This is a genomic window from Pseudomonas sp. TE3786, from assembly GCF_054057335.1.
The window spans coordinates 31610-55188 of sequence record NZ_JBSRZF010000002.1 but is presented as its reverse complement, the minus strand read 5'-3'; the positions used below and the strand labels follow the sequence as shown (position 1 = coordinate 55188).

Sequence of the window (23579 nt, the reverse complement as noted above, 5' to 3'; positions counted from 1 at the left end):
GTTCAGTACACGCCTAGGACAAGTCCTCGGACGACGCAGTATCCATGCCACAAACTCGGTTACGACCGCTACGTTTCGCCTGGTAGAGCGCCGCATCAGCCACTTCCAGTAGCTCATCCAGAAACTCGCCCTGCGCCGGCCAGCAGGCCATGCCGGCAGACAGCGTGACAGTTTGCGGGCCATTGCGAGTGAGCACCGGATTCTCCGCCAGCTGCCGGCAGATGGCTTCCAGGCGCTGACGCGCTTCTTCGGGCGAGAGACCGGGCAGAATCAACAGAAACTCTTCACCACCGATGCGGAACACCGCGTCGGTGCTGCGCAGTGCATCGCTGAGCAACTGCGCCACCAGCACCAGCACGTCATCACCGACCAGATGGCCATGGGCATCATTGAGCGCCTTGAAATGGTCGAGATCGATCAAGGCCAGCGCCAGAGGCTTTTTCTCGCGCTGGGCGCGGGCCAGCTCGCGGTCGAAGAATTCGTCGAGATAGCGGCGGTTATACAGGCCGGTGAGCGGGTCGCGCAGTGCCTGTTCCTGTAAACGCTCATGCAGACTGGAAATGGTCCGCAACCGGTCCTCGCTCACCGCCAGGGCCTCGGCCAACTTGCGCTCACTCAAATGGCGCTGAGTGACGTCGCGCAAATAGAGCATCTGCCCCAGCAGTGAAGAGCCGCTGCGAGTGGCACGCTCAATGGCACGGCAGCTGACCTCAAAATGACGGCTGGGGTTTTCCAGGGTGAGCAGGCGGTCACCCGCGCCGCCATCCGGCTGCTGCAACAAGGCCTGCAGCGCGGTGCCGTACCCCGGCCACTCATCCAGCTGCACACCTTGCAGATTGTCACGGACCCCGGCCAGGCGACAGGCCGCGGGGTTGGCTTCGAGCACACGGTGCTGGGTATCGATCACCAGCACCGGATCAACCAACTCCTGCAGCAACAGATGACGCGCCACCGGCAGCAGATCGAACAGGCGCACGCCCACGATCAGCCAGGAGAACGCCAGCAAGGTAAAGGCAAAACAGAAGGGCGTGGGATCGAAACCAAACAGCTGCACATCCCACACCACATAGGAAACGTTAGCGCCCCAGGGCAGCAGGGTGACCCACACAAACGCCAGATAATGCCGACGGTGCACGCCACGGCTGACCACCGCCGCCTTGACCACCACCGCCAGACAAAACAGCACAAACGCGTATTCGTAGATCGCTGCGGCATAGAACAGCGGGCCATGGTGGTAAATCACCGGCGCGCCGGGCAGATCAGAAGCCGCTGCCGTATCCGGGGTATAGAACAGACCGTGCCAGGGGCTGCTCAGCGCCAGCAGCCAGACCAGCACCGGCACTGCCGCGAACATCGCCACTCGGCTCAACGGCAGCGGCGTGCGCTCACTGTTGACGTACTGCCAAAGAAACACCGCCCAGAACGTCGGTAAACCAACGATGCCGGGCCAGGCCATCGCGGCCCAGAATATCTTGCAACTGCTGCCCTGCGCCGCCATCTCCAGGCTGGCCGCCGCCAGCCACCAGAAACTGGCCATATGCAGCAAAAAGAAACTGTCACGACCAGGGAAACCGCGCTGACGAGTAACCCAATGGGCAAGCATAAGCACGCCAATGCATACCAACAGGGTAAACACCATCGGCATGCTCAACGCCCAACCTGAATTACTGCAAAGGCTCATGACGCTACACCTACCGCGCAATGACCTACCACCCGGAACTCGGAAGCCATTTGCGGAATTTCCAGGAGAGTTGTGCGCTGGTTCAGCCAGAAAGGCCCTGTGCCAGCATCGACGCGCGTGCGCAACGATACGCCATCAGAGCAGAAAAACTAAAGATCTTCCGCGTAACGGCGGGGCAACAGGGTGCTGCTGATTTTGCCGTTTCCAGGAATCGAGGCTGAAGCCTCTCCTACAGGGATCGCACAACCTGTGGGAGGCTTCGGCCTTGAGCTTTTGACGTGCAGGGCGCTACGGCTTTTGCGCGCGCAGCAGACTCAACGCCATTCCCACCAGCAATCCCACCCCCACCAGCAACACGGCCCACAGACCATAGCGCTGCCAGTCGATGCTGGCCGCCGGTGCCGCTGCCTGAGCGGTTGGCGGCATCGCCACCAACGCCCCGGCCTTGGCCACTCCCAGTTTGGCCAGACGCTTATCGTCATAGCCCGGAATCAAGGTGGTCAGCGGCAAGCTGTTGGCCTTGCCGTTGGCATTGCCCAGCGCCAGCACATAGGGCGGCGTGCCGCGGGCGAGGAACACCAGTTGCGTGGCGCGCAGGCCTACGCGTACGGTCGGCGCGTTTTTGCCCAGCCCGCCGCCGCGCGGATCGACCTGCAAACGCAGATGCTGCACCCACTGCCCCGGCAACTGCAGCTCATCGTGAACCACATCCTTGCCATTCTCCGGCAAGCGGTACAGCAGCCCACGCGCCAGCGGCTGCCAGCTGTCCTTGCTGTCCCGCCGAGTGCTGACACTGACCGGCGCAAGGGTATTGGCCTGCGCCAACTCCACCCGCAACAATTCCAACGGCAATGGCACCGGCAGATCAAGGCTGTACTCGCCCTCCTTTACCAGCGTGGTCGGCAAACCCTCCGACCAGGACAGTGGCGCCGGCACACTGCTCCGCGAGGTACTGAACAAGTCCGCGCTGATCAGCACTGGTGCCTTTTGCGGTGCCAGCCAAAGCAGCCGCAGATACCGCGTCCGCTGGCCGGGCAAGGTGGTGTCGCGCTGTTCGAGGCGCTCATCGGCAAAGGCCAGACGGGCAATCTGGCCGTCATCCCAGCGTGTCCAGTTCTGCAGATCGTCACTGGCCTCGATGGAAAAGCGCTGGAAACCGTCCTGTTCCGACGTCCAATCCAGACTCAGCTTGTTTAGCGGCGCATCGATGGCGCTGGCATCCAGCAGCCAACCGCGCAGCACTTGCTGCTTGGCGGTGGCGGTCACGACTTCCGGGCCGACTTCGACGATGGTGCCGCTGGTGCTGCGCTCAACCCGCACGCTCGGTGCCCCGGCCGGTGCGTCGACGGCGCTGTACAGCGGAAACCATTTCACCGCCGTGGCCGTGCTGGTTTCATTTTGCTCGGCGCTGCCCAATGTCAGCGCATAGGCCTGGGCCTCGCCTTCGGCATTGAATACGCGCAAATCGCGCAGGTCACCAAAATGCGCGGCCAGGCGCAGGGCCATGGGCACCTCGAGACGGTACCAAGGGCCCTCTCCACTCAGGGTGAGAGGCACTTGGGTGCGGTAGTCCGCACGCTGCTCTGCCAGTGCGCTGGCAGTTGCCAAAGTGACGGCTGCCGCCACCGCTACGCGGCGCAATGCCGCCAGAGAAAACACCGCACTCATGAACTGGCCTGCTCTTTTTCTGCTTCAGATTCCGTCTGCCGAGGCGGCAGCGGCGCGAAATAACCGACGATCAACAACAGCACGCCGACGCCGATAAACGACACGATACGCTCCAGACCGCCACGATTGCCCAGCTCGACAAAGAACAGCTTGGCCACTACCACGGCGATCAGCGCGGCACCCACCAGCCAGATCTCGCGACGGCTGCGCAGGTGGCCGAAAATCATCAGCGCCAGGGCAATCAGGGTCCAGACAATCGACAACCCGGCCTGCACCAACATCGACTCCAGCAACAGGTCCAGCTGATACGGCACCCCACCCCAATGGTGGGCAGCGCGAAATACCAGCGCGGTAAACAAGGCAAACAAGGAAACGCCCGCCACCGCTTGCGGCAACCAGGCGCGTTGCTCGCCATCAGGGAGATACGGCAAGGCGCTGTGCAGCCAACGGCACACGCCGAACAAGGCAAACAACATGCCCAGCTCCAGCGGATTGATCAGCGGCACATAGGGCAGCGGCTCGGCATTGCCATCGCTGGCGATATTGGCCAGCCAGAACCAGCCGAGCATCAGCACCGCCAGCGGCAGCGCCGCATACAGGCGGTACTCACGGGCATAGGCGCGCACCGGCCACGGCCAGTTGCGTGGCGAGGCCATGGCCAACAGATACACGCTTGGCAGCACCGCCCAACCCAGCCAACGCCAGGCGTTGTAGTGCTCCGAGAGCACATACAGCAGATAGCGCAGCTCCAGCGCCAGCACGCCAAGCATCAGCCAGCAGCCCAGTACATGGGCCGCACTCAGGGCATTGGCCGGCAGCAGATTGGCCAAGCGGCGCAGGGCCCACAGGTGCACGACGAACAGCAGCGCCCATCCCAGCCAACCAAAGTGTGCGGCCGGGTGATAGGCCTGCTGCCAGGCGTACAGCAAGGCAACGCCCGCCGCCGGCACCAGCAGCGGACAGAGCAATGCCAGCGCCTGCCAGTTTTCCCGGGCCGCCAGCCAGGCCCACAGGGCCACACTGGCAGCCGCGACGATCAGCAACAACGGCACCTGCAGCAGCGGGTCGGCAAAGCGCAGCACTTCGCTGACCGCCGCCAACACCCACCAGCCGGCACCCCACACCAGCAGCAATTGCGACAAGCGCTCCAGGCTCAGAGAACCCATGGCATCGGCGTCATTGCGCGCCGCGCGGATCAAACGCCAGGCACCGACCATGGCCGCCAGGGCCAGGGTCGCCGGCGTCCAGAAACCGGCATGGGCCAATGGCCGCAGCCCTTCACTGCTGAGCGGACCGAGCAACAGCGGGCTGGCGGCAAGAAAAGCGATGCCGCCCAGAGCTTGCAGCAACAGACCGAAAACAAAACTGGCGCGCTGCTGCAGGTGCAGGCTCAGCCAGACGATCAGCAAACCGCTGCCCGCCCACACCGCACTGGCAGTTTGCCACGGCAGCACAAACAGCACCGCCAGGTTGATAAACACCAAGCCCACCAGCAGCACCAGCGACAGCCCGCGCATCAGCCGCGCATCGCTACGCACCTGAGTATCACGCGCCGCCACCAGCATGCCGCCGATCAACGCCAGGCCGATCAGGGAGGCCACTACCAGGCCACGCCAGCCGGCACTGAATACGCCGCTCTCATCGCCCGTGGCACCGTGCAGTTGCAGCAGGAACAAGGCCCCGCCAAGCAGCTGCACAGCAAAGGCGGTAAACAGGAAGCTGCGCGAATGTATCCGCAGGCCGGCAAACAGAGTCGCCAGCCCCGCCAGCGCCCAGCAGATGGCGGTAGCTTCGGCTTGCAGATGGAGCGGTGCCAACAGGTACAGAAAGCTCAACCCCAGTACAGCCAGCACCGGCAGCCCATGACGCTCCCAGGCCTTGGCCTGCTCAGGGCCGGCCTTGCGCAGTTGGTAATGACTGAACAGCAGCGCCACACCGAGCATCAGTGCGCCCAGCCAGGCACCATCGAGCAGGCTTTGCTCACCAGAGCGCAGATCACCGAGGAAGGCCAGCGCCGCGCCAAATTGCAGGAGCAAGGCAAAGGCACGCGCCAGGGGGCGCTGTTGACGCAGGCCGAGCCAGAAGATACCGGCACCTTCCACGGCCCAGGCGGCGGAGGTCCAGCGCGCATCCAGGCCCAGGGGAATGGCCAGGGAACCGAAGATCACCCCCAGGGCCATGCAGGTTTCCACCAGCAGCAAGGCCCGTCCTGCTCCACGCCCCACCAGCAGGCGGGCAATCAGCATATACAGCAGGCCCATGGCCAAGGCGCTGAACGCGGCGGCGAATTGAATGTGCTGCACCAGCGCGAACTGCAAACCAAAACCCACCAGCGGCGGGCCAAACAGCAGGGTGCCATCGACATAGTCGCCTTGCTGACGCGACCAGCGCAGCAGCGCTTCACGGCTGTCGTCGTCCGGCGCATCGGCGCGTTCGCGCAACTTGCGCCGGGCAAACAACAGACCGATGACCACGTACATCAGGAAGAACAGCACCAGGAAGGGTTCGGTGCTCCACAACAGCTCCGGCGTATAAGAGCGTGCGCCCCAGGCAAAGCCGATCCCGAAGGTGCCGACAAAGCCGATCAGGTTCAGCGGGCGCCACGCCTTGAACCAGGCGATGGCCAGAATGCCGCTGTTAAGCAGGATGAAATAGGAGAACAGTGCGACATGGTTGCCGCTGCCGGTGGAGGTCAGAATCGGCGCGGCAAAACCGCCGAGCGCGGCGACGGCGGCCAGGGCCATGGCGTTCTGGGTGACCGCGAGAATGGCCGAGCAGACCGTGACGACCACCAGCAGACTCAGGGCCATGCTCGGATCGAGCAGCGGATGCAGGCGGAAGGCGGCGAAGGTGGTCATGTACAGCACGGCAATCCCGGTGCCTTGCAGCATCAAGGCGTAGCTCGGATTGCGCCGGCGCAGCCACCAGCCCAGCGCCAGCAAGGCCACGGCGCTGGCCGCGACTCCGGCATAACGCACCTGGATCGGCACCACCATGCCTTCGGTGGCGTAGCGCAACAGGAAGGCCAGACCGAGAAACAGCAGCACCACGCCAATGCGCAGCACGGTGTTGCCGCCGAACAGCCAGCTCTTCGCCGCGCTGAAGCCGCGCTCGAACAGGTTGGGTTCGCGGGGTGTCGGTGGTGCCGGCGGCTGACGGGGTGGCGGCGCGGCTACGGGCTCGCGGGTCCAGTCGTCGACCACCTGCAGCGGCGCATTGGCCACTGGCGTTGGCGGTGTACTGAGCAATTCGGGAGGCAGCTCGAACACCAGGCCGGGGTCGTCGGAAGAGACGGCAATGATCTCGGGGTCCAGCTCCAGGGTGAAGTCCAGCTCATCGGCAGCGCTGCTGGCGGTGGGCGCTGCGGCGGCCATGGCGGGCGCAACGCTCGGCTCAGCAGGCGGCACGACGCCTTTGGCCAGCCGTTCCTCCACCTGGGTAAGCCTGGCAGTGACCGCCAAGGTACCGCGCTCGAAGCGCTCGGCAAAGCCGCTGAGCTTGTTTTGCAGCTCCTCGTTGCGCTGCTGCAGGCTACGCAGTTGCAGCCATTGGCCGACGGCAAAACCCAGCAGTGCGCCCAGCAAACCTTCGGTGATCGACTCATCCAGCGAAACGCCGATAAGCAGACCGACCAGCATGAAAATCCATTGCATGCAGTGCTTCCTAGTCATGAGGTGCCAGGCCAATGACTTTCCCCGCTGCGGCGACGTCACATCGACCGCTCGGGCATCCCTGTCCAGCGCGCGCAGGCCGTGGCCTGCAATGGTGCCGAGTATATCTGCCCGGGCGACAGACGCCGCCACTACCAGCGCACGCTTTGCGACGATTCGGCGGATGGTTGTTCACAATTTCACCAATATCGCTATGATGCCGCCCCCCACACCGCGTAGCGCTTGCCTAGAGCCCTGCCAGACTGTGGCGAGCCAGCGTTTTTACAGGTGTGCAAGTCATGACAAAGCTATTGGTAGTGGGTGCCGAACTCGATCGCACCGACACCTGGATCAAATACGAACGCAGCATGTGCAGCAGCTGCGTTTCCAGCTGCTGCACCATGCCAGTGGAAGTGAAATTCGCCGACCTGCTGCGCATTGGCCTGGTACAGGAATTCGAACGCAGCGAGCCGCCCAAGCAGATCGCCAAGCGCCTGATGAAAGACGGCGTGGTCGAGCGTTTCAATCAGAAGTACGGCATCTACACGCTGACCCGCATGGGCAACAACGACTGCCTGTACCTGGACCGCAAGACCCGCCTGTGCACCATCTACGAACAGCGCCCCGACACCTGCCGCAATCACCCGAAGATCGGGCCTCGGCCGGGGTATTGCGCGTATAAGCCAAAGGCCGCCGCCAAGGTGTAAGCGCCTCTCCATCCCGTAGGAGCGGCTTTAGTCGCGATTTGCAGCGTGATGACGGACAGTGCTAGCGCGGCTAAAGCCACTCCTACAACAATCAAAAGCTTTTAGGCGGCATAAAAAAACGCCCCCGGTCTCGCGACCGGGGGCGTTTTTATTTAGCCGAAGCTAAGTCTTACTTGGCCGCTTTCTTGGCAGCGCGGGTGCGCTCGCCTTCGTCCAGGATTTTCTTACGCAGGCGAATGGACTTTGGAGTCACTTCGCACAGCTCGTCGTCCTGAATGAATTCCAGCGCCTGTTCCAGGGTGAAACGAACCGGCGGAACCAGGGCGATGGTTTCGTCCTTGCCCGAAGCACGCATGTTGTCGAGCTTCTTGCCTTTGGTTGGGTTTACACCCAGGTCGTTGTCACGGCTGTTCAGACCAACGATCTGACCGTTGTAGATGTCCTGACCGTGCTCGACGAACAGCTTGCCGCGCGCCTGCAGGGTTTCCAGGGAGTAGGTCAGAGCCTTGCCGGTTTCCACCGAAACCAGTACGCCGTTCTGACGGCCAGACATGTGGCCCGACTTCATCACGTCGTAACGGTCGAAGATCGAGGTCAGGATGCCAGCACCGTTGGTGAGGGTCAGGAACTGGTTACGGAAACCGATCAGACCACGGGCTGGAATGTTGTATTCCAAACGTACACGGCCCTTGCCATCCGGGGACATGTTGGTCAGGTCGCCTTTACGCAGACCCATCTCTTCCATGACCTTGCCCTGCGATTCTTCCGGGATGTCGATGGTGACGTTTTCGAACGGCTCGTTCTTCACGCCATCAACTACACGGATGATTACTTCAGGACGACCTACACCCATTTCGAAGCCTTCGCGACGCATGGTTTCGATCAGTACGGACAGGTGCAGCTCACCACGGCCGGATACTTTGAAACGGTCAGCCGAGTCGCCTTCTTCAACGCGCAGTGCCACGTTGTACAGCAGCTCTTTGTCCAGACGCTCTTTGATGTTGCGGCTGGTGACGAACTTGCCTTCCTTACCGCAGAACGGCGAGTCGTTAACCTGGAAGGTCATCGATACGGTCGGTTCGTCAACAGTCAGCGGCTTCATGGCTTCGACGTTGTTGATGTCGCACAGGGTGTCGGAGATGAACAGCTGGTCCATACCGCTGATGCAAACGATGTCGCCGGCAGCAGCTTCTTCCACGTCTACGCGGTGCAGACCGTGGTGACCCATCAGCTTCAGGATACGGCCAGTGCGGCGCTTGCCGTCGGCGTCGATGGCGACAACCGGGGTGTTCGGCTTGACGCGACCACGGGCGATACGGCCAACGCCGATAATGCCGAGGAAGCTGTTGTAGTCCAGTGCCGAGATTTGCATCTGGAACGGACCGTCACGGTCAACGGCCGGAGCCGGAACGTTGTCGACGATCGACTGGTACAGCGGGGTCATGTCTTCAGCCATGTCGGTGTGGTCGAGACCAGCAATACCGTTCAGGGCGGAGGCGTAGACGACTTTGAAGTCCAGCTGTTCTTCGGTGGCACCGAGGTTGTCGAACAGATCGAAGATCTGGTCCAGAACCCAGTCCGGACGTGCGCCTGGACGGTCAACCTTGTTGATCACCACGATTGGGCGCAGGCCGGCTTCGAAGGCTTTCTTGGTTACGAAGCGGGTTTGCGGCATCGGGCCGTCTTGGGCGTCGACCAGCAGCAGAACCGAATCCACCATCGACATTACGCGCTCAACTTCGCCGCCGAAGTCGGCGTGGCCGGGGGTGTCGACGATGTTGATGTGGTAGCCGTTCCAGTTGATCGCGGTGTTCTTCGCGAGAATGGTAATGCCGCGCTCTTTTTCCTGGTCGTTGGAGTCCATCACGCGCTCGTCGTTGAGCTCGTTGCGCTCCAGGGTGCCGGATTGGCGCAGGAGTTTATCAACCAGGGTGGTCTTACCATGGTCAACGTGGGCGATGATGGCGATGTTGCGTAGATTTTCGATCACTTTTGCATCTCGATCAGAGGATTCGGTTCGCCGCTAAGTCTAGGCGGCCAGTATGAAGAATGAGTGGCTCAACTGCCCCGTCGGTCGGGGGGGCGGTGGCGGATACTGCCGCCATTCAGACCCGGCGTTTTATGCCGGACGATAAACGCGCACATTGGCATGCCCCTCGCTGAGCAAGTGGTGGGCATGCAGGCGGCTCATCACGCCTTTGTCGCAATACAACAGGTACTGACGGGTGGGGTCCAGTTCCTTGTAGCGACTGTTGAGCGCGAAGAACGGCAAGGCTCTTACTTCGATGCCGTCCAACTCCAGCGGCAGGTCTTCCTGGGCATCCGGATGACGGATGTCCAGCACGATCTGCCCAGGCAAGGCTTCACTCAATTCCTCAACCTGGATGTCTTGGCTTAACTCGTCGATCACCCGGTCGATCGTCACGGAACGGGCGCGCTCAAGGGCACGCTCGAACACGCTCATGTCGATCTGGGCTTCTTCATAGACGACGCGGTCAGGCTTGGCGCGGGTGGTCGGGTTTACCGAAATCACACCGCAATATTCGGGCATGTGCTTGGCAAATTCGGCGGTACCGATGTGCTCAGCCATGTTGATGATGTCTTGCTTGTGGCTGGCGATCAGCGGGCGCATCACCAGCTTGTCGGTGGCGCGGTCGATGACCGACAGGTTCGGCAGCGTCTGGCTGGACACCTGGGAAATCGCTTCACCGGTGACCAGCGCATCGATATCCAGGCCATCGGCCACACGGGTGGCGGCACGTAGCATCATGCGTTTGAGCACGACGCCCATGTGCGCGTTGTCGACCTTGCCGAGAATTTCGCCGAGCACTTCTTCAAACGGCACGCTGACGAACAGCACGCGGTGCGAGCTGCCGTATTGGCTCCATAGATAGTGGGCAACTTCCATCACCCCCAGTTCATGGGCTCGGCCACCGAGATTGAAGAAGCAGAAGTGGCTGATCAACCCGCGGCGGATCATCTGGTACGCCGCCACGGTGGAGTCGAAACCACCGGACATCAGCACCAGCGTCTGCTCGATGGCACCCAGCGGGTAGCCGCCCAGGCCTTCGTGCTGGCTGTGGATGACATATAGAAGCTGATTGCGGATTTCCATGCGCACCAGCAGCTCGGGCTCTTTCAGCGAGATGCCGGCCGCGCCGCACTGGCGACGCAATTGGCTGCCGACGTAGCGCTCGACATCCATGGAACTGAAGCTATGTTTGCCGGCACGCTTGCAGCGCACGGCGAAAATCTTGCCGGCCAGCTGCTCGCCGAAATGGGCTTTACACTTCTCGACCATATCGTCGAAATCGGCCAGCGGGTACTCATTCACTTCGAGGAACTGGCCGATGCCCGGGATGCGGGTCAGGCGCTCTTTGATCTCGACCAGAACCTTGGGCGCGCTGAGCTGGGTCTCGACGTCGATGTTGTCCCACACGCCGTCCACCACGAGATCCGGATCCAGGTCACGCATCACCGCGCGAATGTTCTTCGCAAGCTGGCGGATGAAGCGCGTACGCACCGGCCGGCTTTTAATGGTGATCTCGGGGAAGACTTTAACGATAAGTTTCATGAAAACAGCGCGCGTGAGCCCGGCCGAAATAAAGGGGCGCGGATTATAGCGGAAATTGCTCAGCTTTTAACCAGGCAATCCTTACAAAGATGCGCCGCGCACCAAAATGCATCGCTCCGCTTTGCGACAGATTCATTTTGGTGCATTGCACGCTTTGATTTTACGGTACAGCCCCCGCAGCGCCTGACTTTCGTGCAACAAACCCACTTCGGGGCACTGGCATGCAATTTGCTCCCTTGTGAGGCAGGTTGCCCTGGCGGACTATGCCGCCCGGCTTCACCGTTTTATTTGGGGCTAAAAAACCACAACGCCCCACCATCTGGAGGACACCATGTCGAAGGCGCTTCAACTAATCAAAGAACACGACGTGAAGTGGGTTGACCTGCGCTTCACCGATACCAAAGGCAAGCAGCACCACGTGACCATGCCGGCCCGTGACGCCCTTGACGACGAATTCTTCGAAGTCGGCAAAATGTTCGACGGCTCCTCGATCCATGGCTGGAAAGGCATCGAAGCCTCCGACATGATCCTGCTGCCAGTAGACAGCACCGCTGTGCTCGACCCGTTCACCGAAGAGCCTACCCTGATCCTGGTTTGCAACATCATCGAACCATCGACCATGCAAGGCTACGACCGCGACCCGCGCTCGATCGCTTCGCGCGCCGAGGAATACCTGAAGACCACCGGTATCGGTGACACCGTATTCGTCGGTCCGGAACCAGAATTCTTCATCTTCGACGAAGTGAAATTCAAATCCGACATCTCCGGCTCCATGTTCAAGATCTACTCCGAACAAGGTTCCTGGATGTCCGACGCTGACATCGAAACTGGCAACAAAGGCCACCGTCCAGGCGTTAAAGGTGGTTACTTCCCAGTTCCGCCATGCGACCACGACCACGAAATCCGTACTGCCATGTGTAATGCCATGGAAGAAATGGGCCTGATCATCGAAGTTCACCACCACGAAGTGGCGACTGCCGGTCAGAACGAAATCGGCGTGAAGTTCAACACCCTGGTTGCCAAGGCTGACGAAGTTCAGACCCTGAAGTACTGCGTACACAACGTGGCTGATGCCTACGGCAAAACCGCTACCTTCATGCCGAAGCCGCTGTACGGCGACAACGGTTCGGGTATGCACGTTCACCTGTCGATCGGCAAAGACGGCAAGAACACCTTTGCTGGCGAAGGCTATGCCGGCCTGTCCGATACCGCCCTGTTCTTCATCGGCGGCATCATCAAGCACGGTAAGGCGCTGAACGGCTTCACCAACCCGTCGACCAACTCCTACAAGCGTCTGGTCCCAGGTTTCGAAGCTCCGGTAATGCTGGCCTACTCGGCTCGCAACCGTTCCGCTTCCATCCGTATCCCGTACGTTTCCAGCCCGAAAGCTCGCCGCATCGAAGCGCGCTTCCCGGATCCGGCTGCCAACCCGTACCTGGCTTTCGCAGCTCTGCTGATGGCCGGTCTGGACGGTATCCAGAACAAGATCCACCCTGGCGACGCAGCGGACAAGAACCTGTACGACCTGCCTCCAGAAGAAGGCAAGCTGATCCCACAAGTGTGCGGCAGCCTGAAAGAAGCTCTGGAAGAACTGGACAAGGGCCGTGCGTTCTTGACCAAAGGCGGCGTGTTCAGCGACGACTTCATCGATGCTTACATCGAGCTGAAGAGCGAAGAAGAAATCAAAGTGCGCACCTTCGTGCACCCTCTGGAATACGACCTGTACTACAGCGTTTAAGTAGAACAGCGTCTACGCCAGACACGCCTGCTGTCCTAGCGGCGTGATCGAGAAGGCCTCCTCCGGGAGGCCTTTTTTATGGTCGTTTCATACGCAACAACGCACCGTTGCCCAGCGCAACAGCGCCCGAGCTGATAGGAGTTGCAATCCCGCCCTGGCAATCATCCGTCTGCCCCCATCGCTAGCCGGATATCCACCATGCCTTTCTACAAAGTTGCCACCTCCGCCCTCGCCTGCCTGTGGCTGGCAGGTTGCGCTCACACCGATACCAGCCAAGGTATCGAGTCTGAAATCCTGTTAAAAAGCACCACGTCCTGGGACGGCACGGCCTACACCAGCTATCCGCGCGGCCAACCGGAGCTCACCGTAGTGAAGATCCGCATCCCGCCCCACAGCACCCTGAATTGGCACACCCATCCGGTGCCGAATGCCGCCTATATGCTCGCCGGAGAGCTGACCGTGGAAAGCCGTAAACCCGGCCAGAAACGGCTGCTCAAGCAAGGCGATACGCTCGCCGAAACGGTCGCCATCATTCATCGCGGCGTCACCGGCGAGCAGGCAGCCGAACTGATCGTGTTTTACGCCGGGGTACCGATGCTTCCGCTCTCGGAAAAAGCCAAATAGCGAGGCGGCGGCGTGCAGCGTCCGCAGAGGGGCTTTTATGGCGTGCAATTTTGCTCTCGTGCACAGCGATAACGGGACAAACTTGCCAGCGCCGCGTTGCAGTGCAAGGCTTAGCACACACCCCACGGGACCCTTGCCATGCGCCTGATCGTTTCCTGCCTGCTAGCTGCCCTGGCCCTGCCGGCCAGCGCCGAGATCTACAAGTACACCGATGCCAATGGCAATACTGTTTTCACCAACCAGCCACCCCAAGGCAGCAAAGCCGAATCGGTCAACCTGCCACCGGTGAACACGGTGCAATCGCCACCTCCGCCCACCATGCCAGGCAATGGCCAAGGCAATACCCCGGCGGGCCAGGTGTACAACGTCCTGGAAATCAGCAATCTGCCGGATGAAGAGGCGCTGCGCAGCAACGACGGCAATCTCACCGTCGGCGTGCATATCGAGCCAGCCCTGCGCATAGGCGACAGCCTGCAACTGCTGCTCGATGGTCAGCCCTATGGCGGCCTGACCAATAGTCTTGAATTCCCCCTGAGTAACGTCGAACGCGGCGAACACAGCGTCTCTGTGCAAGCATTCAGCGGCGATCGCTTGATCCAGCAGAGCTCAACTGTCACCTTCAGCATCCAGCGCGTCAGCACCAATAGCCCGGCGCGCAACCCACCGCCCAAACCCACCCCAAAGCCAGCCAACTAAAACATGCGATTCGTTCTGTTCTGCCTGCTGTTGCTGGGCCTGCCAGCCGTGGCCGATGTGTACACCTACATCGACAGTGAAGGTAACCGGGTCTTCACCGACCAACCTCGGGGCAATGCCAAGAAAGTGGAGATCGCACCCACCAATGGCATGAACCAGTCCACTCCACCAACCCTGCGCGCCGCCACCCCGGTTGCACCTGCTGCGGAATTGCCGGCTTATCAGCTGCTGCGCATTCTCGTCCCGGAGCCCGATGCCACCATTCGTGACGGCTCCTCCGGAGACGTGATTGTCACCCTGACCAGCGACCCAACACTGATGGCCGACCACAGCTACCGCCTGCTACTGGATGGCGTGGTCGCCGGCGCGCCCAGCCGCAGCCCGGTATTTCCGCTAAGCAATCTGGACCGCGGCACCCACCAGCTGGCAGCGGAGATCATCGACGGCCAAGGGCGCATTCTGGAACGCACCCCGAGCCAGCCGATGCATATCGTGCGAACCTCCCTGGAGAGCAAGCGCCGCGCAAACCCGTGCAAGAAAGACGACTACGGCGTACGCCCGGAATGCCCTATCGGCGACAAGCCTGAAGACGACGACGTTTCCATCCTTCCATTCTTCTAGGTCGCACAGACAAAGCACCAACATGGTGCTTTGTAGCGCACCAAATTCTATGCTCTCCCTGTTTTGGTTCGCGCTCGTGAGCTAAGGGTGCAGCGAAACGACCCAAATTCAGCATTCCGCCCCCTATCACGCGTCTTTTCGGGGCTTTGGTTTGCTTTTTGCATTTTCAGTCCCATTCTCGGGATCTCATAGATGACCATCAACGACGCACTGCACCGCTTGCTGCTGGACAACCTGACCACTGCGACTCTGCTGCTCAATGCCGAACTGCGCCTTGAGTACATGAACCCCGCAGCGGAGATGCTTCTGGCCGTCAGTGGCCAACGCAGCCACGGACAATTCATCAGTGAGTTGTTTACCGAGTCGCCCGAAGCCCTGGCCTCGTTGCGCCAGGCGGTCGAAGAAGCCCACCCGTTCAACAAGCGCGAAGCGGTGCTGGTGGCGCTGACCGGGCAGACCCTTACGGTGGACTACGCCGTCACCCCGATTCTCAACCGCGGTGCCACCCTGCTGTTGCTCGAAGTTCATCCCCGTGATCGCCTGCTGCGCATCACCAAGGAAGAAGCTCAGCTATCCAAGCAGGAAACCACCAAGATGCTGGTGCGCGGCCTGGCCCATGAAATAAAGAACCCCCTGGGTGGCATCCGTGGCGCCGCGCAGCTGCTGGCACGCGAGCTGCCTGACGAGAACCTCAAGGACTACACCAACGTCATCATCGAAGAGGCTGACCGCCTGCGTAACCTGGTCGACCGCATGCTCGGCTCCAACAAGCTGCCGTCGTTGGCAATGACCAACGTGCACGAAGTGCTGGAGCGGGTCAGCAGCCTGGTGGAAGCCGAGAGCCAGGGCGGCATCACCTTGGTGCGCGATTACGACCCCAGTATTCCGGACGTAATGATCGACCGCGAACAGATGATTCAGGCGGTGCTCAATATTGTGCGTAACGCTATGCAGGCCATTGGCGGCCAAAACGAATTCCGCCAGGGCCGCATCATGCTGCGTACCCGCACCCTGCGGCAGTTCACCATCGCCCACACCCGGCATCGCCTGGTGACCAAAGTTGAAATCATCGACAACGGCCCGGGCATCCCGGCTGAACTTCAAGAAACCATCTTTTATCCCATGGTCAGTGGTCGTCCGGACGGTACCGGACTGGGCTTGGCTATCACCCAGAACATCATCAGTCAGCATCAGGGACTGATCGAATGCGAAAGCCACCCTGGCCACACCGTGTTTTCGATCTTCCTGCCGTTGGAACAAGGAGCTACTTCGTCATGAGCCGCAGCGAAACCGTCTGGATTGTCGACGACGATCGTTCCATCCGTTGGGTACTGGAAAAAGCCCTGCAGCAAGAAGGCATGACCACCACCAGCTTCGACAGTGCCGATGGCGTGCTCAGCCGCCTCAGCCGTCAGCAGCCGGACGTGATAATTTCCGATATCCGCATGCCCGGTGCCAGTGGCCTGGATCTGCTGGCGCGCATCCGCGAGCTGTACCCGCGACTGCCGGTGATCATCATGACCGCCCATTCCGACCTGGAAAGCGCGGTGGCTTCCTACCAGGGCGGTGCCTTTGAATACTTGCCCAAGCCGTTCGACGTGGACGAGGCTGTTTCGCTGGTAAAACGTGCCTTCCAGCACGCCCAGGAACAGCAAGGTCTGCACGTTCCGGTTGAGCAGACCCGCACCCCGGAAATCATCGGCGAAGCGCCGGCGATGCAGGAAGTGTTTCGCGCCATCGGCCGCCTGAGCCACTCGAACATCACCGTGCTGATTAATGGCGAGTCCGGCACAGGTAAAGAGCTGGTAGCTCACGCCCTACACCGGCATAGCCCGCGCGCGGCGTCGCCGTTTATTGCGTTGAACATGGCAGCGATTCCTAAGGACTTGATGGAATCCGAGCTGTTCGGCCATGAAAAAGGCGCGTTCACCGGCGCCGCCAACCAGCGTCGCGGCCGTTTCGAACAAGCCGATGGCGGCACCCTGTTCCTCGATGAAATCGGCGATATGCCCGCAGACACCCAGACCCGCCTGCTGCGCGTCCTGGCCGATGGTGAGTTCTACCGTGTGGGTGGCCACACCCCGGTGAAGGTCGATGTGCGCATCATCGCCGCCACCCACCAGAACCTGGAGAACCTGGTGCAGGCCGGCAAGTTCCGTGAGGACCTGTTCCACCGCCTGAACGTGATCCGTATTCATATCCCACGCATGTCCGATCGCCGGGAAGATATCCCGACCCTGGCCCGTCACTTCCTCGCCCGAGCAGCCCAAGAGCTCGCCGTCGAACCGAAGCTGCTGAAAACCGAGACAGAGGACTACCTGAAAAACCTGCCATGGCCGGGCAACGTGCGTCAGCTGGAGAACACCTGCCGCTGGATCACGGTAATGGCGTCCGGTCGCGAAGTGCATATCGACGACCTGCCTCCCGAATTGCTCACCCAGCCCCAAGACAGTGCTCCGGCGACCAATTGGGAGCAGGCATTGCGCCAATGGGCCGATCAGGCACTCGCTCGCGGGCAGTCCAGCTTGCTCGATAGCGCCGTGCCGACCTTTGAACGGATCATGATCGAGACCGCCTTGAAGCACACCGCCGGGCGCCGTCGCGACGCCGCCGTATTACTGGGTTGGGGCCGTAACACTTTGACTCGTAAGATAAAAGAGTTGGGCATGAAGATCGACGGCGGCGATGACGACGAGGATGAAGGCTGAGTTCTCACCTCACCCGCCCACAAAAAAGCGAGCCTGGTGCTCGCTTTTTTGTGGGCTGCAATAAAACTGGCACACCACCTGCATAGTGTTAAGTGTAGAAAAGAAACACCCCCAGTTTTCGGGGACCTTGGTACAGGCAGGCCGGGGATTCCCCTTTTTTATTCCGCTGTTGTCATTTCGCAGTAAGGCTGATCGCCAGCCGCCAACGCCCACCTTCCGCTGTGCTGTGCCACTCGGCACGCAGCGGACGGGCAGCGACCACATTCAGCAACAACCCTCCCTTATCCCGCAAAAGCCGCCAGTTGACGCTCTTACCCTCTAACTGCAGTTGCCCCTGGCGCGACCTACCCTCCGCATCGAAGCGCATCACCAACGCACCATTGACGTGCTCGGCAGCCATTTTTGGCTCAGCATCGAACACCAGCTGCAGGCCATCGGTCGTTATCTGCACATCGGCCAGCGTCACCGGCTGCGGGTCACCAAGGCGACCGAGCATCATCCCCACCAAAAAGCCGAATAGCGCCAACGACGCCAGAACCCGGAGAAATAATTTCGGCCGCGGATCCGGCACTTCGAGGGTAAAATCCTCGTCGCCCTCAAGTCGGAGTCGTGCATGTTTCACGTGATTCTGTTTCAACCGGAAATCCCCCCCAATACCGGCAACATTATCAGGCTCTGCGCCAACAGCGGATGCAGTCTGCACCTGATCGAGCCGATCGGCTTCGAACTGGACGACAAACGCCTGCGCCGCGCCGGCCTGGACTACCATGAATACGCCACCCTGACGCGCCACACGGACCTCGCCAGCTGTCTGGAAAGCCTCGGACAGCCGCGGCTGTTTGCGTTCACCACCAAGGCGTCCCGACCATTCCATGAAGCCACATTTACCCACGGCGATGCGCTGCTGTTTGGTCCGGAAAGCCGAGGTTTGCCGGGCGATGTGCTGGACGCCCTGTCTGCCGAGCAACGCCTGCGCCTACCGATGCGCCCGGGCTGCCGCAGCCTGAACCTGTCCAATACGGTGGCGGTCGCCGTGTACGAAGGATGGCGCCAGCTGGGCTTTAGTCTCGAATGACGCTCTTTCCAGCATAAAAAAGACGCCCATAGGGGCGTCTTTTTTTGTTCAACCGCAGTTACTCCAGATTAAAACCTAGCGCCTTGGCGATTCCGCGCCCATACGCCGCATCGGCCTGACTGAAGTGAGCCAGCTGACGGCGTTGCACATCCTCACTGACCCCTTGCATCGCACCGGCGATATTGCTGATCAACAAGGCCTGCTGCTCAGCGCTCATCAAGCGGAACAGCGCGCCGGCCTGGCTGTAATAGTCGCTGTCAGTGCGGTGATCGTAACGATCTGCCGCCCCTTCCAGTGCCAAGGCAGGCTCGCGATATTGCGGCGCTTGTTTCGGCGCGCTCGCGTAGCTGTTTGGCTCGTAGTTAGGCGTCGCACCACCATTGCCGTCAAACCGCATGGAGCCGTCGCGCTGATAGTTTTGCACCGGCGATTTCGCCGCGTTTACCGGCAGTTGCTGGTGGTTGGTACCGATACGATAGCGATGCGCATCGGCGTAAGCGAACACACGGCCCTGCAGCATGCGGTCAGGCGACAACCCTACACCCGGCACCAGGTTGCTCGGCGCAAACGCAGCCTGTTCCACCTCGGCGAAGTAATTCTGTGGATTACGATTGAGCTCGATCTCGCCGACCTCGATCAAGGGAAACTCCTTTTGCGACCAGGTCTTGGTAACGTCGAAGGGGTTTTCGCGATGAGCCGCCGCCTGCGCCTTGGTCATTACCTGGATACAGACCTTCCACTTGGGGAAATCACCACGCTCGATGGCACCAAACAGATCGCGCTGCGCGTAATCAGGATCAGTACCCGCCAGGTGCGCAGCAAGGGTCGGCGAAAGGTTTTTGATGCCCTGCTGACTCTTGTAATGCCACTTCACCCAGTGACGCTCGCCGGCGGCATTGATCAGACTGAAGGTGTGGCTACCAAAACCGTGCATAAAGCGATAGCCGTCCGGTATGCCGCGGTCGGAAAACAGAATCGTGACCTGGTGCAGCGACTCAGGCGACAGTGACCAGAAGTCCCACATCATCTGCGGGCTTTTCAGGTTGCTTTGCGGCAGACGTTTTTGCGTATGGATGAAATCGGGGAATTTCAGCGGGTCGCGGATAAAGAACACCGGGGTGTTATTGCCCACGACGTCCCAGTTACCTTCTTCGGTGTAGAACTTAACCGCAAACCCACGTGGATCACGCTCCGTATCAGCGGAACCTCGTTCGCCGCCCACAGTGGAGAAGCGCAGAAACATCGGGGTTTGTTTGCCCATCGATTCGAACAGCTTGGCATGGGTGAGTGCGGTGATATCGCGAGTAACGGTGAACGTACCGTAGGCACCCGAGCCTTTGGCGTGCACTCGACGCTCCGGAATCACTTCGCGGTTGAAGTGGGCCAGCTTCTCCACCAGATGGAAGTCGTCCAACAGCAACGGGCCATGGGCACCGGCCGAACGAGAATTCTGGTTGTCCGCAACCGGTGCACCGCTTGCAGTAGTGAGGATGGGGGACTGGCTCATTTCGCTCTCCTGATCATATTCATCCGGTGTTTCCCGGCACTGGAGGAGAGGTTAAAGAGCGGTATCGATTAGAACTAATTTATTAAATACAACCTATCGATAGGTAAATACTTTGATATTCAAGAATCAATAGAGTCGGATATTTCAGGCATAAAAAAACCGGGCCAAGGCCCGGTTTTTCTTACAACCTACGACTTACTCAGCGTCTACAGCTGCGCCGCCGACCGGACGGTCAACCAGCTCAACATAAGCCATTGGAGCATTGTCGCCAGCGCGGAAACCGCACTTGAGGATACGCAGGTAACCGCCCTGACGGGTGGCGTAGCGCTTGCCCAGGTCGTTGAACAGCTTACCCACGATGGCTTTCGAACGAGTACGGTCGAAGGCCAAACGGCGGTTTGCCAAACTATCTTCTTTAGCCAGGGTGATCAGCGGCTCGGCTACGCGACGCAGTTCCTTGGCCTTAGGCAGGGTCGTTTTGATCAGCTCGTGCTCAAACAGCGACACCGCCATGTTTTGAAACATGGCCTTGCGGTGAGCGCTAGTGCGGCTCAGGTGACGACCACTCTTACGATGACGCATGGTTCAATTCCTTACCAAACTTACGTTCGGTGATTACGACGATCAGGCAGTCGCCTTGTCGTCCTTCTTAAGACTTGCCGGTGGCCAGTTGTCGAGGCGCATACCGAGAGAAAGACCACGAGAGGCCAGCACGTCCTTGATCTCAGTCAGGGACTTCTTGCCCAAGTTCGGAGTTTTCAACAGTTCTACTTCGGTGCGCTGAATCAGATCGCCGATGTAGTAGATGTTCTCCGCCTTGAGGCAGTTGGCCGAACGAACGGTCAGTTCCAGATCATCAACCGGACGCAGCAGGATCGGATCGATCTCGTCTTCCTGCTCGATTACCACTGGCTCACTGTCACCTTTGAGGTCGACGAACGCAGCCAACTGCTGTTGCAGAATGGTTGCAGCACGGCGGATGGCCTCTTCAGGATCCAGGGTACCGTTGGTTTCCAGGTCAATAACCAGCTTGTCAAGGTTAGTACGCTGCTCAACACGGGCGTTTTCAACGACGTACGCAACACGGCGTACGGGGCTGAAAGAAGAGTCCAGCTGCAAGCGACCGATGCTGCGGCTTTCGTCTTCATCACTCTGACGCGAATCAGCAGGCTCATAGCCGCGACCACGAGCCACAGTGAGCTTCATGTTCAGTGCGCCGTTAGAAGCCAGGTTGGCAATAACGTGATCACCATTGACGATCTCGACATCATGATCCAGCTGAATATCGGCAGCGGTAACTACGCCCGAGCCCTTCTTCGCCAGTGTCAGAGTCACTTCGTCACGACCGTGCAACTTAATAGCCAGACCTTTCAGGTTGAGCAGGATTTCAATTACGTCTTCCTGTACACCTTCGATGGCGCTGTACTCGTGGAGCACACCGTCAATCTCGGCCTCGACTACTGCACAGCCAGGCATTGAGGACAACAAAATGCGACGAAGCGCGTTGCCCAAAGTGTGGCCAAAACCACGCTCGAGAGGCTCGAGAGTGATCTTAGCGCGGGTCGGACTGACCACCTGCACATCAATGTGGCGGGGGGTCAGGAACTCATTTACCGAAATCTGCATGGATGCACCTATTTTCTAGCCCTTACTTGGAGTAGAGCTCGACAATCAGGCTTTCGTTGATGTCGGCGGAGAGGTCACTGCGAGCTGGTACGCTTTTGAAAACGCCCGATTTCTTCTCAGTGTCTACATCTACCCATTCAACGCGGCCACGCTGGGCACACAGCTCAAGAGCTTGAACAATGCGCAGCTGATTCTTCGATTTCTCGCGAACTGCAACAACGTCACCAGCACGAACCTGGTAGGACGGGATGTTTACAGTTTTACCGTTGATGCTGATCGCTTTATGCGAAACCAGCTGACGGGATTCAGCACGGGTAGCGCCGAAGCCCATACGGTATACAACGTTATCCAGACGGCATTCGAGCAGTTGCAGCAGGTTCTCACCAGTAGCGCCTTTCTTGCCGGCAGCTTCTTTGTAGTAACCGCTGAATTGACGCTCAAGCACGCCATAGATACGACGGACCTTCTGCTTTTCACGCAGTTGGGTACCGTAGTCGGATTGGCGACCGCGGCGCTGACCGTGGATACCAGGGGCAGCTTCAATGTTGCACTTCGATTCCAGGGCGCGAACGCCGCTTTTCAGGAACAGATCAGTGCCTTCACGACGCGCCAGTTTGCATTTCGGACCAATGTAACGAGCCATTATCTATCGTCTCCTGATTACACGCGGCGCTTCTTCGGCGGACGGCACCCGTTATGCGGGATTGGCGTCACGTCGGTGATGCTGGCGATCTTGTAACCGCAGCCGTTCAAAGCACGGACAGCGGACTCACGACCTGGACCTGGGCCCTTGACGTTAACGTCGAGGTTTTTCAGGCCATATTCCAGCGCAGCTTGACCAGCACGTTCAGCAGCTACTTGAGCAGCGAACGGGGTGGACTTGCGTGAACCGCGGAAACCCGAACCACCAGAGGTAGCCCAGGACAGGGCGTTACCTTGACGATCGGTAATGGTCACAATGGTGTTGTTGAAAGACGCGTGGATGTGGGCGATGCCATCAACCACTGTCTTTTTGACTTTTTTACGAGGACGAGCAGCAGGTTTTGCCATGACTAGATTCCTGTCGATTCGCGGGCGCGATTACTTGCGGATCGGCTTACGCGGACCCTTACGGGTACGTGCGTTGGTCTTGGTACGCTGGCCACGGACCGGAAGGCCGCGACGGTGACGCAGGCCGCGGTAGCAACCCAGGTCCATCAAGCGCTTGATTTTCATGTTGACTTCACGGCGCAGGTCACCCTCGGTGTTTACCTTTGCCACTTCGCCACGCAGAAGCTCAATCTGCTCATCGCTCAGATCTTTGATCTTTGCCGCCGGGTTAACCCCGGTGGTTGCGCAAATTTTCTGCGCAGTTGTGCGACCAACACCGAAGATGTAGGTCAGCGAGATAACAGTATGCTTGTTATCTGGAATGTTGACGCCTGCAATACGGGCCATTCAATGAAACTCCAATTGACAGCTACCTACGCCCCGGAAGCCAAGAAAAGGGCGCGAGATATTAACGCTGTAATAACAAATAAGCAACCCGACAGCGCACTAGCTGCCGGGCTTATAGCTTTTGATCACACTCAGCCTTGGCGCTGCTTGTGACGCGGTTCTGCACTGCAGATGACTCGCACGACACCTTCACGGCGAATAATCTTGCAGTTGCGGCACAGCTTTTTCACCGATGCACGAACTTTCATCACCAACTCCTCGAACCTT

At 59.8% G+C, this 23579-nt stretch carries 21 protein-coding genes; 8 read left to right on the top strand and 13 right to left on the bottom strand.

All coding sequences use genetic code 11. From position 1 onward, the window contains the following. Positions 1–13: 13 nt before the first annotated feature. The 3 genes from ACVW0Y_RS02670 to ACVW0Y_RS02660 all read right to left on the bottom strand — a co-directional run bounded on the left by ACVW0Y_RS02670 (position 14) and on the right by ACVW0Y_RS02660 (position 6987). The gene (locus ACVW0Y_RS02670; protein ID WP_457435877.1) at positions 14–1681 is read right to left on the bottom strand and encodes a histidine kinase N-terminal 7TM domain-containing protein; all 1668 of its coding nucleotides are present in this window, start codon (positions 1679–1681) and stop codon (positions 14–16) included. A gap of 288 nt (positions 1682–1969) precedes the next feature. Beyond that, positions 1970–3349 (bottom strand): DUF3999 domain-containing protein, encoded by a 1380-nt coding sequence (locus ACVW0Y_RS02665; protein ID WP_457435875.1) that lies wholly within the window; start codon positions 3347–3349, stop codon positions 1970–1972. Next, positions 3346–6987 (bottom strand): DUF2339 domain-containing protein, encoded by a 3642-nt coding sequence (locus ACVW0Y_RS02660; RefSeq protein WP_457436312.1) that lies wholly within the window; start codon positions 6985–6987, stop codon positions 3346–3348. Before ACVW0Y_RS02660 ends, ACVW0Y_RS02665 begins: the two co-directional genes overlap by 4 nt. 311 nt (positions 6988–7298) lie before the next feature. Between ACVW0Y_RS02660 and ACVW0Y_RS02655 the strand changes: the two genes are divergently transcribed. Then, the gene (locus ACVW0Y_RS02655; protein ID WP_108096507.1) at positions 7299–7706 is read left to right on the top strand and encodes a YkgJ family cysteine cluster protein; all 408 of its coding nucleotides are present in this window, start codon (positions 7299–7301) and stop codon (positions 7704–7706) included. A gap of 169 nt (positions 7707–7875) precedes the next feature. On the opposite strand, the gene typA is transcribed toward ACVW0Y_RS02655, so the two are convergent. After that, entirely contained in the window at positions 7876–9696 is a 1821-nt protein-coding gene (gene typA / locus ACVW0Y_RS02650) for a translational GTPase TypA (protein ID WP_108096508.1), read from the bottom strand. A gap of 129 nt (positions 9697–9825) precedes the next feature. Beyond that, positions 9826–11280, bottom strand: coding sequence for a tRNA uracil 4-sulfurtransferase ThiI (gene thiI, locus ACVW0Y_RS02645; protein WP_457435873.1), 1455 nt, complete (start codon positions 11278–11280; stop codon positions 9826–9828). A 331-nt stretch (positions 11281–11611) separates the two neighbouring features. Here thiI and glnA point away from each other — a divergent pair, with 331 nt between their 5' ends. From glnA to ntrC, 6 genes are all read left to right on the top strand, one after another. Then, positions 11612–13018, top strand: coding sequence for a type I glutamate--ammonia ligase (glnA, locus tag ACVW0Y_RS02640; protein ID WP_457435871.1), 1407 nt, complete (start codon positions 11612–11614; stop codon positions 13016–13018). A 198-nt stretch (positions 13019–13216) separates the two neighbouring features. Then, complete coding sequence (locus tag ACVW0Y_RS02635; RefSeq protein ID WP_457435870.1) at positions 13217–13642, top strand: cupin domain-containing protein; 426 nt, start codon at positions 13217–13219, stop codon at positions 13640–13642. Between the two features lie 138 nt (positions 13643–13780). Next, positions 13781–14338: a DUF4124 domain-containing protein gene (locus ACVW0Y_RS02630; RefSeq protein ID WP_457435869.1), complete on the top strand. Its 558-nt coding sequence runs from the start codon at positions 13781–13783 to the stop codon at positions 14336–14338. 3 nt (positions 14339–14341) lie between these two features. Further along, on the top strand, positions 14342–14959 hold the full coding sequence (locus ACVW0Y_RS02625) for a DUF4124 domain-containing protein (protein ID WP_457435868.1): 618 nt from the start codon (positions 14342–14344) through the stop codon (positions 14957–14959). Positions 14960–15151: 192 nt separating this feature from the next. Further along, complete coding sequence (gene glnL, locus ACVW0Y_RS02620) at positions 15152–16237, top strand: nitrogen regulation protein NR(II) (protein WP_457435866.1); 1086 nt, start codon at positions 15152–15154, stop codon at positions 16235–16237. Further along, on the top strand, positions 16234–17667 hold the full coding sequence (gene ntrC, locus ACVW0Y_RS02615; protein ID WP_457435864.1) for a nitrogen regulation protein NR(I): 1434 nt from the start codon (positions 16234–16236) through the stop codon (positions 17665–17667). The genes glnL and ntrC overlap by 4 nt, the downstream gene beginning before the upstream one ends. Before the next feature lie 172 nt (positions 17668–17839). Here the strand turns inward: ntrC and ACVW0Y_RS02610 are convergent, their stop codons facing one another. Then, positions 17840–18238 (bottom strand): hypothetical protein, encoded by a 399-nt coding sequence (locus tag ACVW0Y_RS02610; protein ID WP_457436310.1) that lies wholly within the window; start codon positions 18236–18238, stop codon positions 17840–17842. Positions 18239–18280: 42 nt separating this feature from the next. Between ACVW0Y_RS02610 and ACVW0Y_RS02605 the strand changes: the two genes are divergently transcribed. Continuing rightward, the gene (locus ACVW0Y_RS02605; RefSeq protein ID WP_457435863.1) at positions 18281–18742 is read left to right on the top strand and encodes a tRNA (cytidine(34)-2'-O)-methyltransferase; all 462 of its coding nucleotides are present in this window, start codon (positions 18281–18283) and stop codon (positions 18740–18742) included. A 58-nt stretch (positions 18743–18800) separates the two neighbouring features. Here the strand turns inward: ACVW0Y_RS02605 and ACVW0Y_RS02600 are convergent, their stop codons facing one another. From ACVW0Y_RS02600 to rpmJ, 7 genes are all read right to left on the bottom strand, one after another. Beyond that, entirely contained in the window at positions 18801–20249 is a 1449-nt protein-coding gene (locus ACVW0Y_RS02600) for a catalase (protein WP_457435861.1), read from the bottom strand. 195 nt (positions 20250–20444) lie between these two features. Next, complete coding sequence (rplQ, locus tag ACVW0Y_RS02595; RefSeq protein WP_108096517.1) at positions 20445–20831, bottom strand: 50S ribosomal protein L17; 387 nt, start codon at positions 20829–20831, stop codon at positions 20445–20447. A 42-nt stretch (positions 20832–20873) separates the two neighbouring features. Continuing rightward, complete coding sequence (locus tag ACVW0Y_RS02590; RefSeq protein WP_108096518.1) at positions 20874–21875, bottom strand: DNA-directed RNA polymerase subunit alpha; 1002 nt, start codon at positions 21873–21875, stop codon at positions 20874–20876. 22 nt (positions 21876–21897) lie between these two features. After that, positions 21898–22518 carry a 30S ribosomal protein S4 gene (gene rpsD, locus ACVW0Y_RS02585; protein WP_110618216.1) on the bottom strand — a complete coding sequence of 207 codons (621 nt, stop codon included), beginning with the start codon at positions 22516–22518 and terminating at the stop codon, positions 21898–21900. 17 nt (positions 22519–22535) lie between these two features. Further along, positions 22536–22925 carry a 30S ribosomal protein S11 gene (gene rpsK / locus ACVW0Y_RS02580; protein ID WP_002555466.1) on the bottom strand — a complete coding sequence of 130 codons (390 nt, stop codon included), beginning with the start codon at positions 22923–22925 and terminating at the stop codon, positions 22536–22538. Positions 22926–22955: 30 nt separating this feature from the next. Next, positions 22956–23312: a 30S ribosomal protein S13 gene (gene rpsM, locus ACVW0Y_RS02575; RefSeq protein ID WP_108096520.1), complete on the bottom strand. Its 357-nt coding sequence runs from the start codon at positions 23310–23312 to the stop codon at positions 22956–22958. Positions 23313–23443: 131 nt separating this feature from the next. Next, the gene (gene rpmJ, locus ACVW0Y_RS02570) at positions 23444–23560 is read right to left on the bottom strand and encodes a 50S ribosomal protein L36 (RefSeq protein ID WP_002555468.1); all 117 of its coding nucleotides are present in this window, start codon (positions 23558–23560) and stop codon (positions 23444–23446) included. Positions 23561–23579: the final 19 nt, after the last annotated feature.

What these genes read in the sequence shown, in the direction of transcription:
- ACVW0Y_RS02670 (WP_457435877.1), bottom strand. Translation starts at nt 1,681, where the DNA reads ATGAGCCTTTGCAGTAATTCAGGTTGGGCGTTGAGCATGCCGATGGTG.
- ACVW0Y_RS02665 (WP_457435875.1), bottom strand. Translation starts at nt 3,349, where the DNA reads ATGAGTGCGGTGTTTTCTCTGGCGGCATTGCGCCGCGTAGCGGTGGCG.
- ACVW0Y_RS02660 (WP_457436312.1), bottom strand. Translation starts at nt 6,987, where the DNA reads ATGCTGGTCGGTCTGCTTATCGGCGTTTCGCTGGATGAGTCGATCACC.
- ACVW0Y_RS02655 (WP_108096507.1), top strand. Translation starts at nt 7,299, where the DNA reads ATGACAAAGCTATTGGTAGTGGGTGCCGAACTCGATCGCACCGACACC.
- thiI (WP_457435873.1), bottom strand. Translation starts at nt 11,280, where the DNA reads ATGAAACTTATCGTTAAAGTCTTCCCCGAGATCACCATTAAAAGCCGG.
- glnA (WP_457435871.1), top strand. Translation starts at nt 11,612, where the DNA reads ATGTCGAAGGCGCTTCAACTAATCAAAGAACACGACGTGAAGTGGGTT.
- ACVW0Y_RS02635 (WP_457435870.1), top strand. Translation starts at nt 13,217, where the DNA reads ATGCCTTTCTACAAAGTTGCCACCTCCGCCCTCGCCTGCCTGTGGCTG.
- ACVW0Y_RS02630 (WP_457435869.1), top strand. Translation starts at nt 13,781, where the DNA reads ATGCGCCTGATCGTTTCCTGCCTGCTAGCTGCCCTGGCCCTGCCGGCC.
- ACVW0Y_RS02625 (WP_457435868.1), top strand. Translation starts at nt 14,342, where the DNA reads ATGCGATTCGTTCTGTTCTGCCTGCTGTTGCTGGGCCTGCCAGCCGTG.
- glnL (WP_457435866.1), top strand. Translation starts at nt 15,152, where the DNA reads ATGACCATCAACGACGCACTGCACCGCTTGCTGCTGGACAACCTGACC.
- ntrC (WP_457435864.1), top strand. Translation starts at nt 16,234, where the DNA reads ATGAGCCGCAGCGAAACCGTCTGGATTGTCGACGACGATCGTTCCATC.
- ACVW0Y_RS02605 (WP_457435863.1), top strand. Translation starts at nt 18,281, where the DNA reads ATGTTTCACGTGATTCTGTTTCAACCGGAAATCCCCCCCAATACCGGC.
- ACVW0Y_RS02600 (WP_457435861.1), bottom strand. Translation starts at nt 20,249, where the DNA reads ATGAGCCAGTCCCCCATCCTCACTACTGCAAGCGGTGCACCGGTTGCG.
- rplQ (WP_108096517.1), bottom strand. Translation starts at nt 20,831, where the DNA reads ATGCGTCATCGTAAGAGTGGTCGTCACCTGAGCCGCACTAGCGCTCAC.
- ACVW0Y_RS02590 (WP_108096518.1), bottom strand. Translation starts at nt 21,875, where the DNA reads ATGCAGATTTCGGTAAATGAGTTCCTGACCCCCCGCCACATTGATGTG.
- rpsD (WP_110618216.1), bottom strand. Translation starts at nt 22,518, where the DNA reads ATGGCTCGTTACATTGGTCCGAAATGCAAACTGGCGCGTCGTGAAGGC.
- rpsK (WP_002555466.1), bottom strand. Translation starts at nt 22,925, where the DNA reads ATGGCAAAACCTGCTGCTCGTCCTCGTAAAAAAGTCAAAAAGACAGTG.
- rpsM (WP_108096520.1), bottom strand. Translation starts at nt 23,312, where the DNA reads ATGGCCCGTATTGCAGGCGTCAACATTCCAGATAACAAGCATACTGTT.
- rpmJ (WP_002555468.1), bottom strand. Translation starts at nt 23,560, where the DNA reads ATGAAAGTTCGTGCATCGGTGAAAAAGCTGTGCCGCAACTGCAAGATT.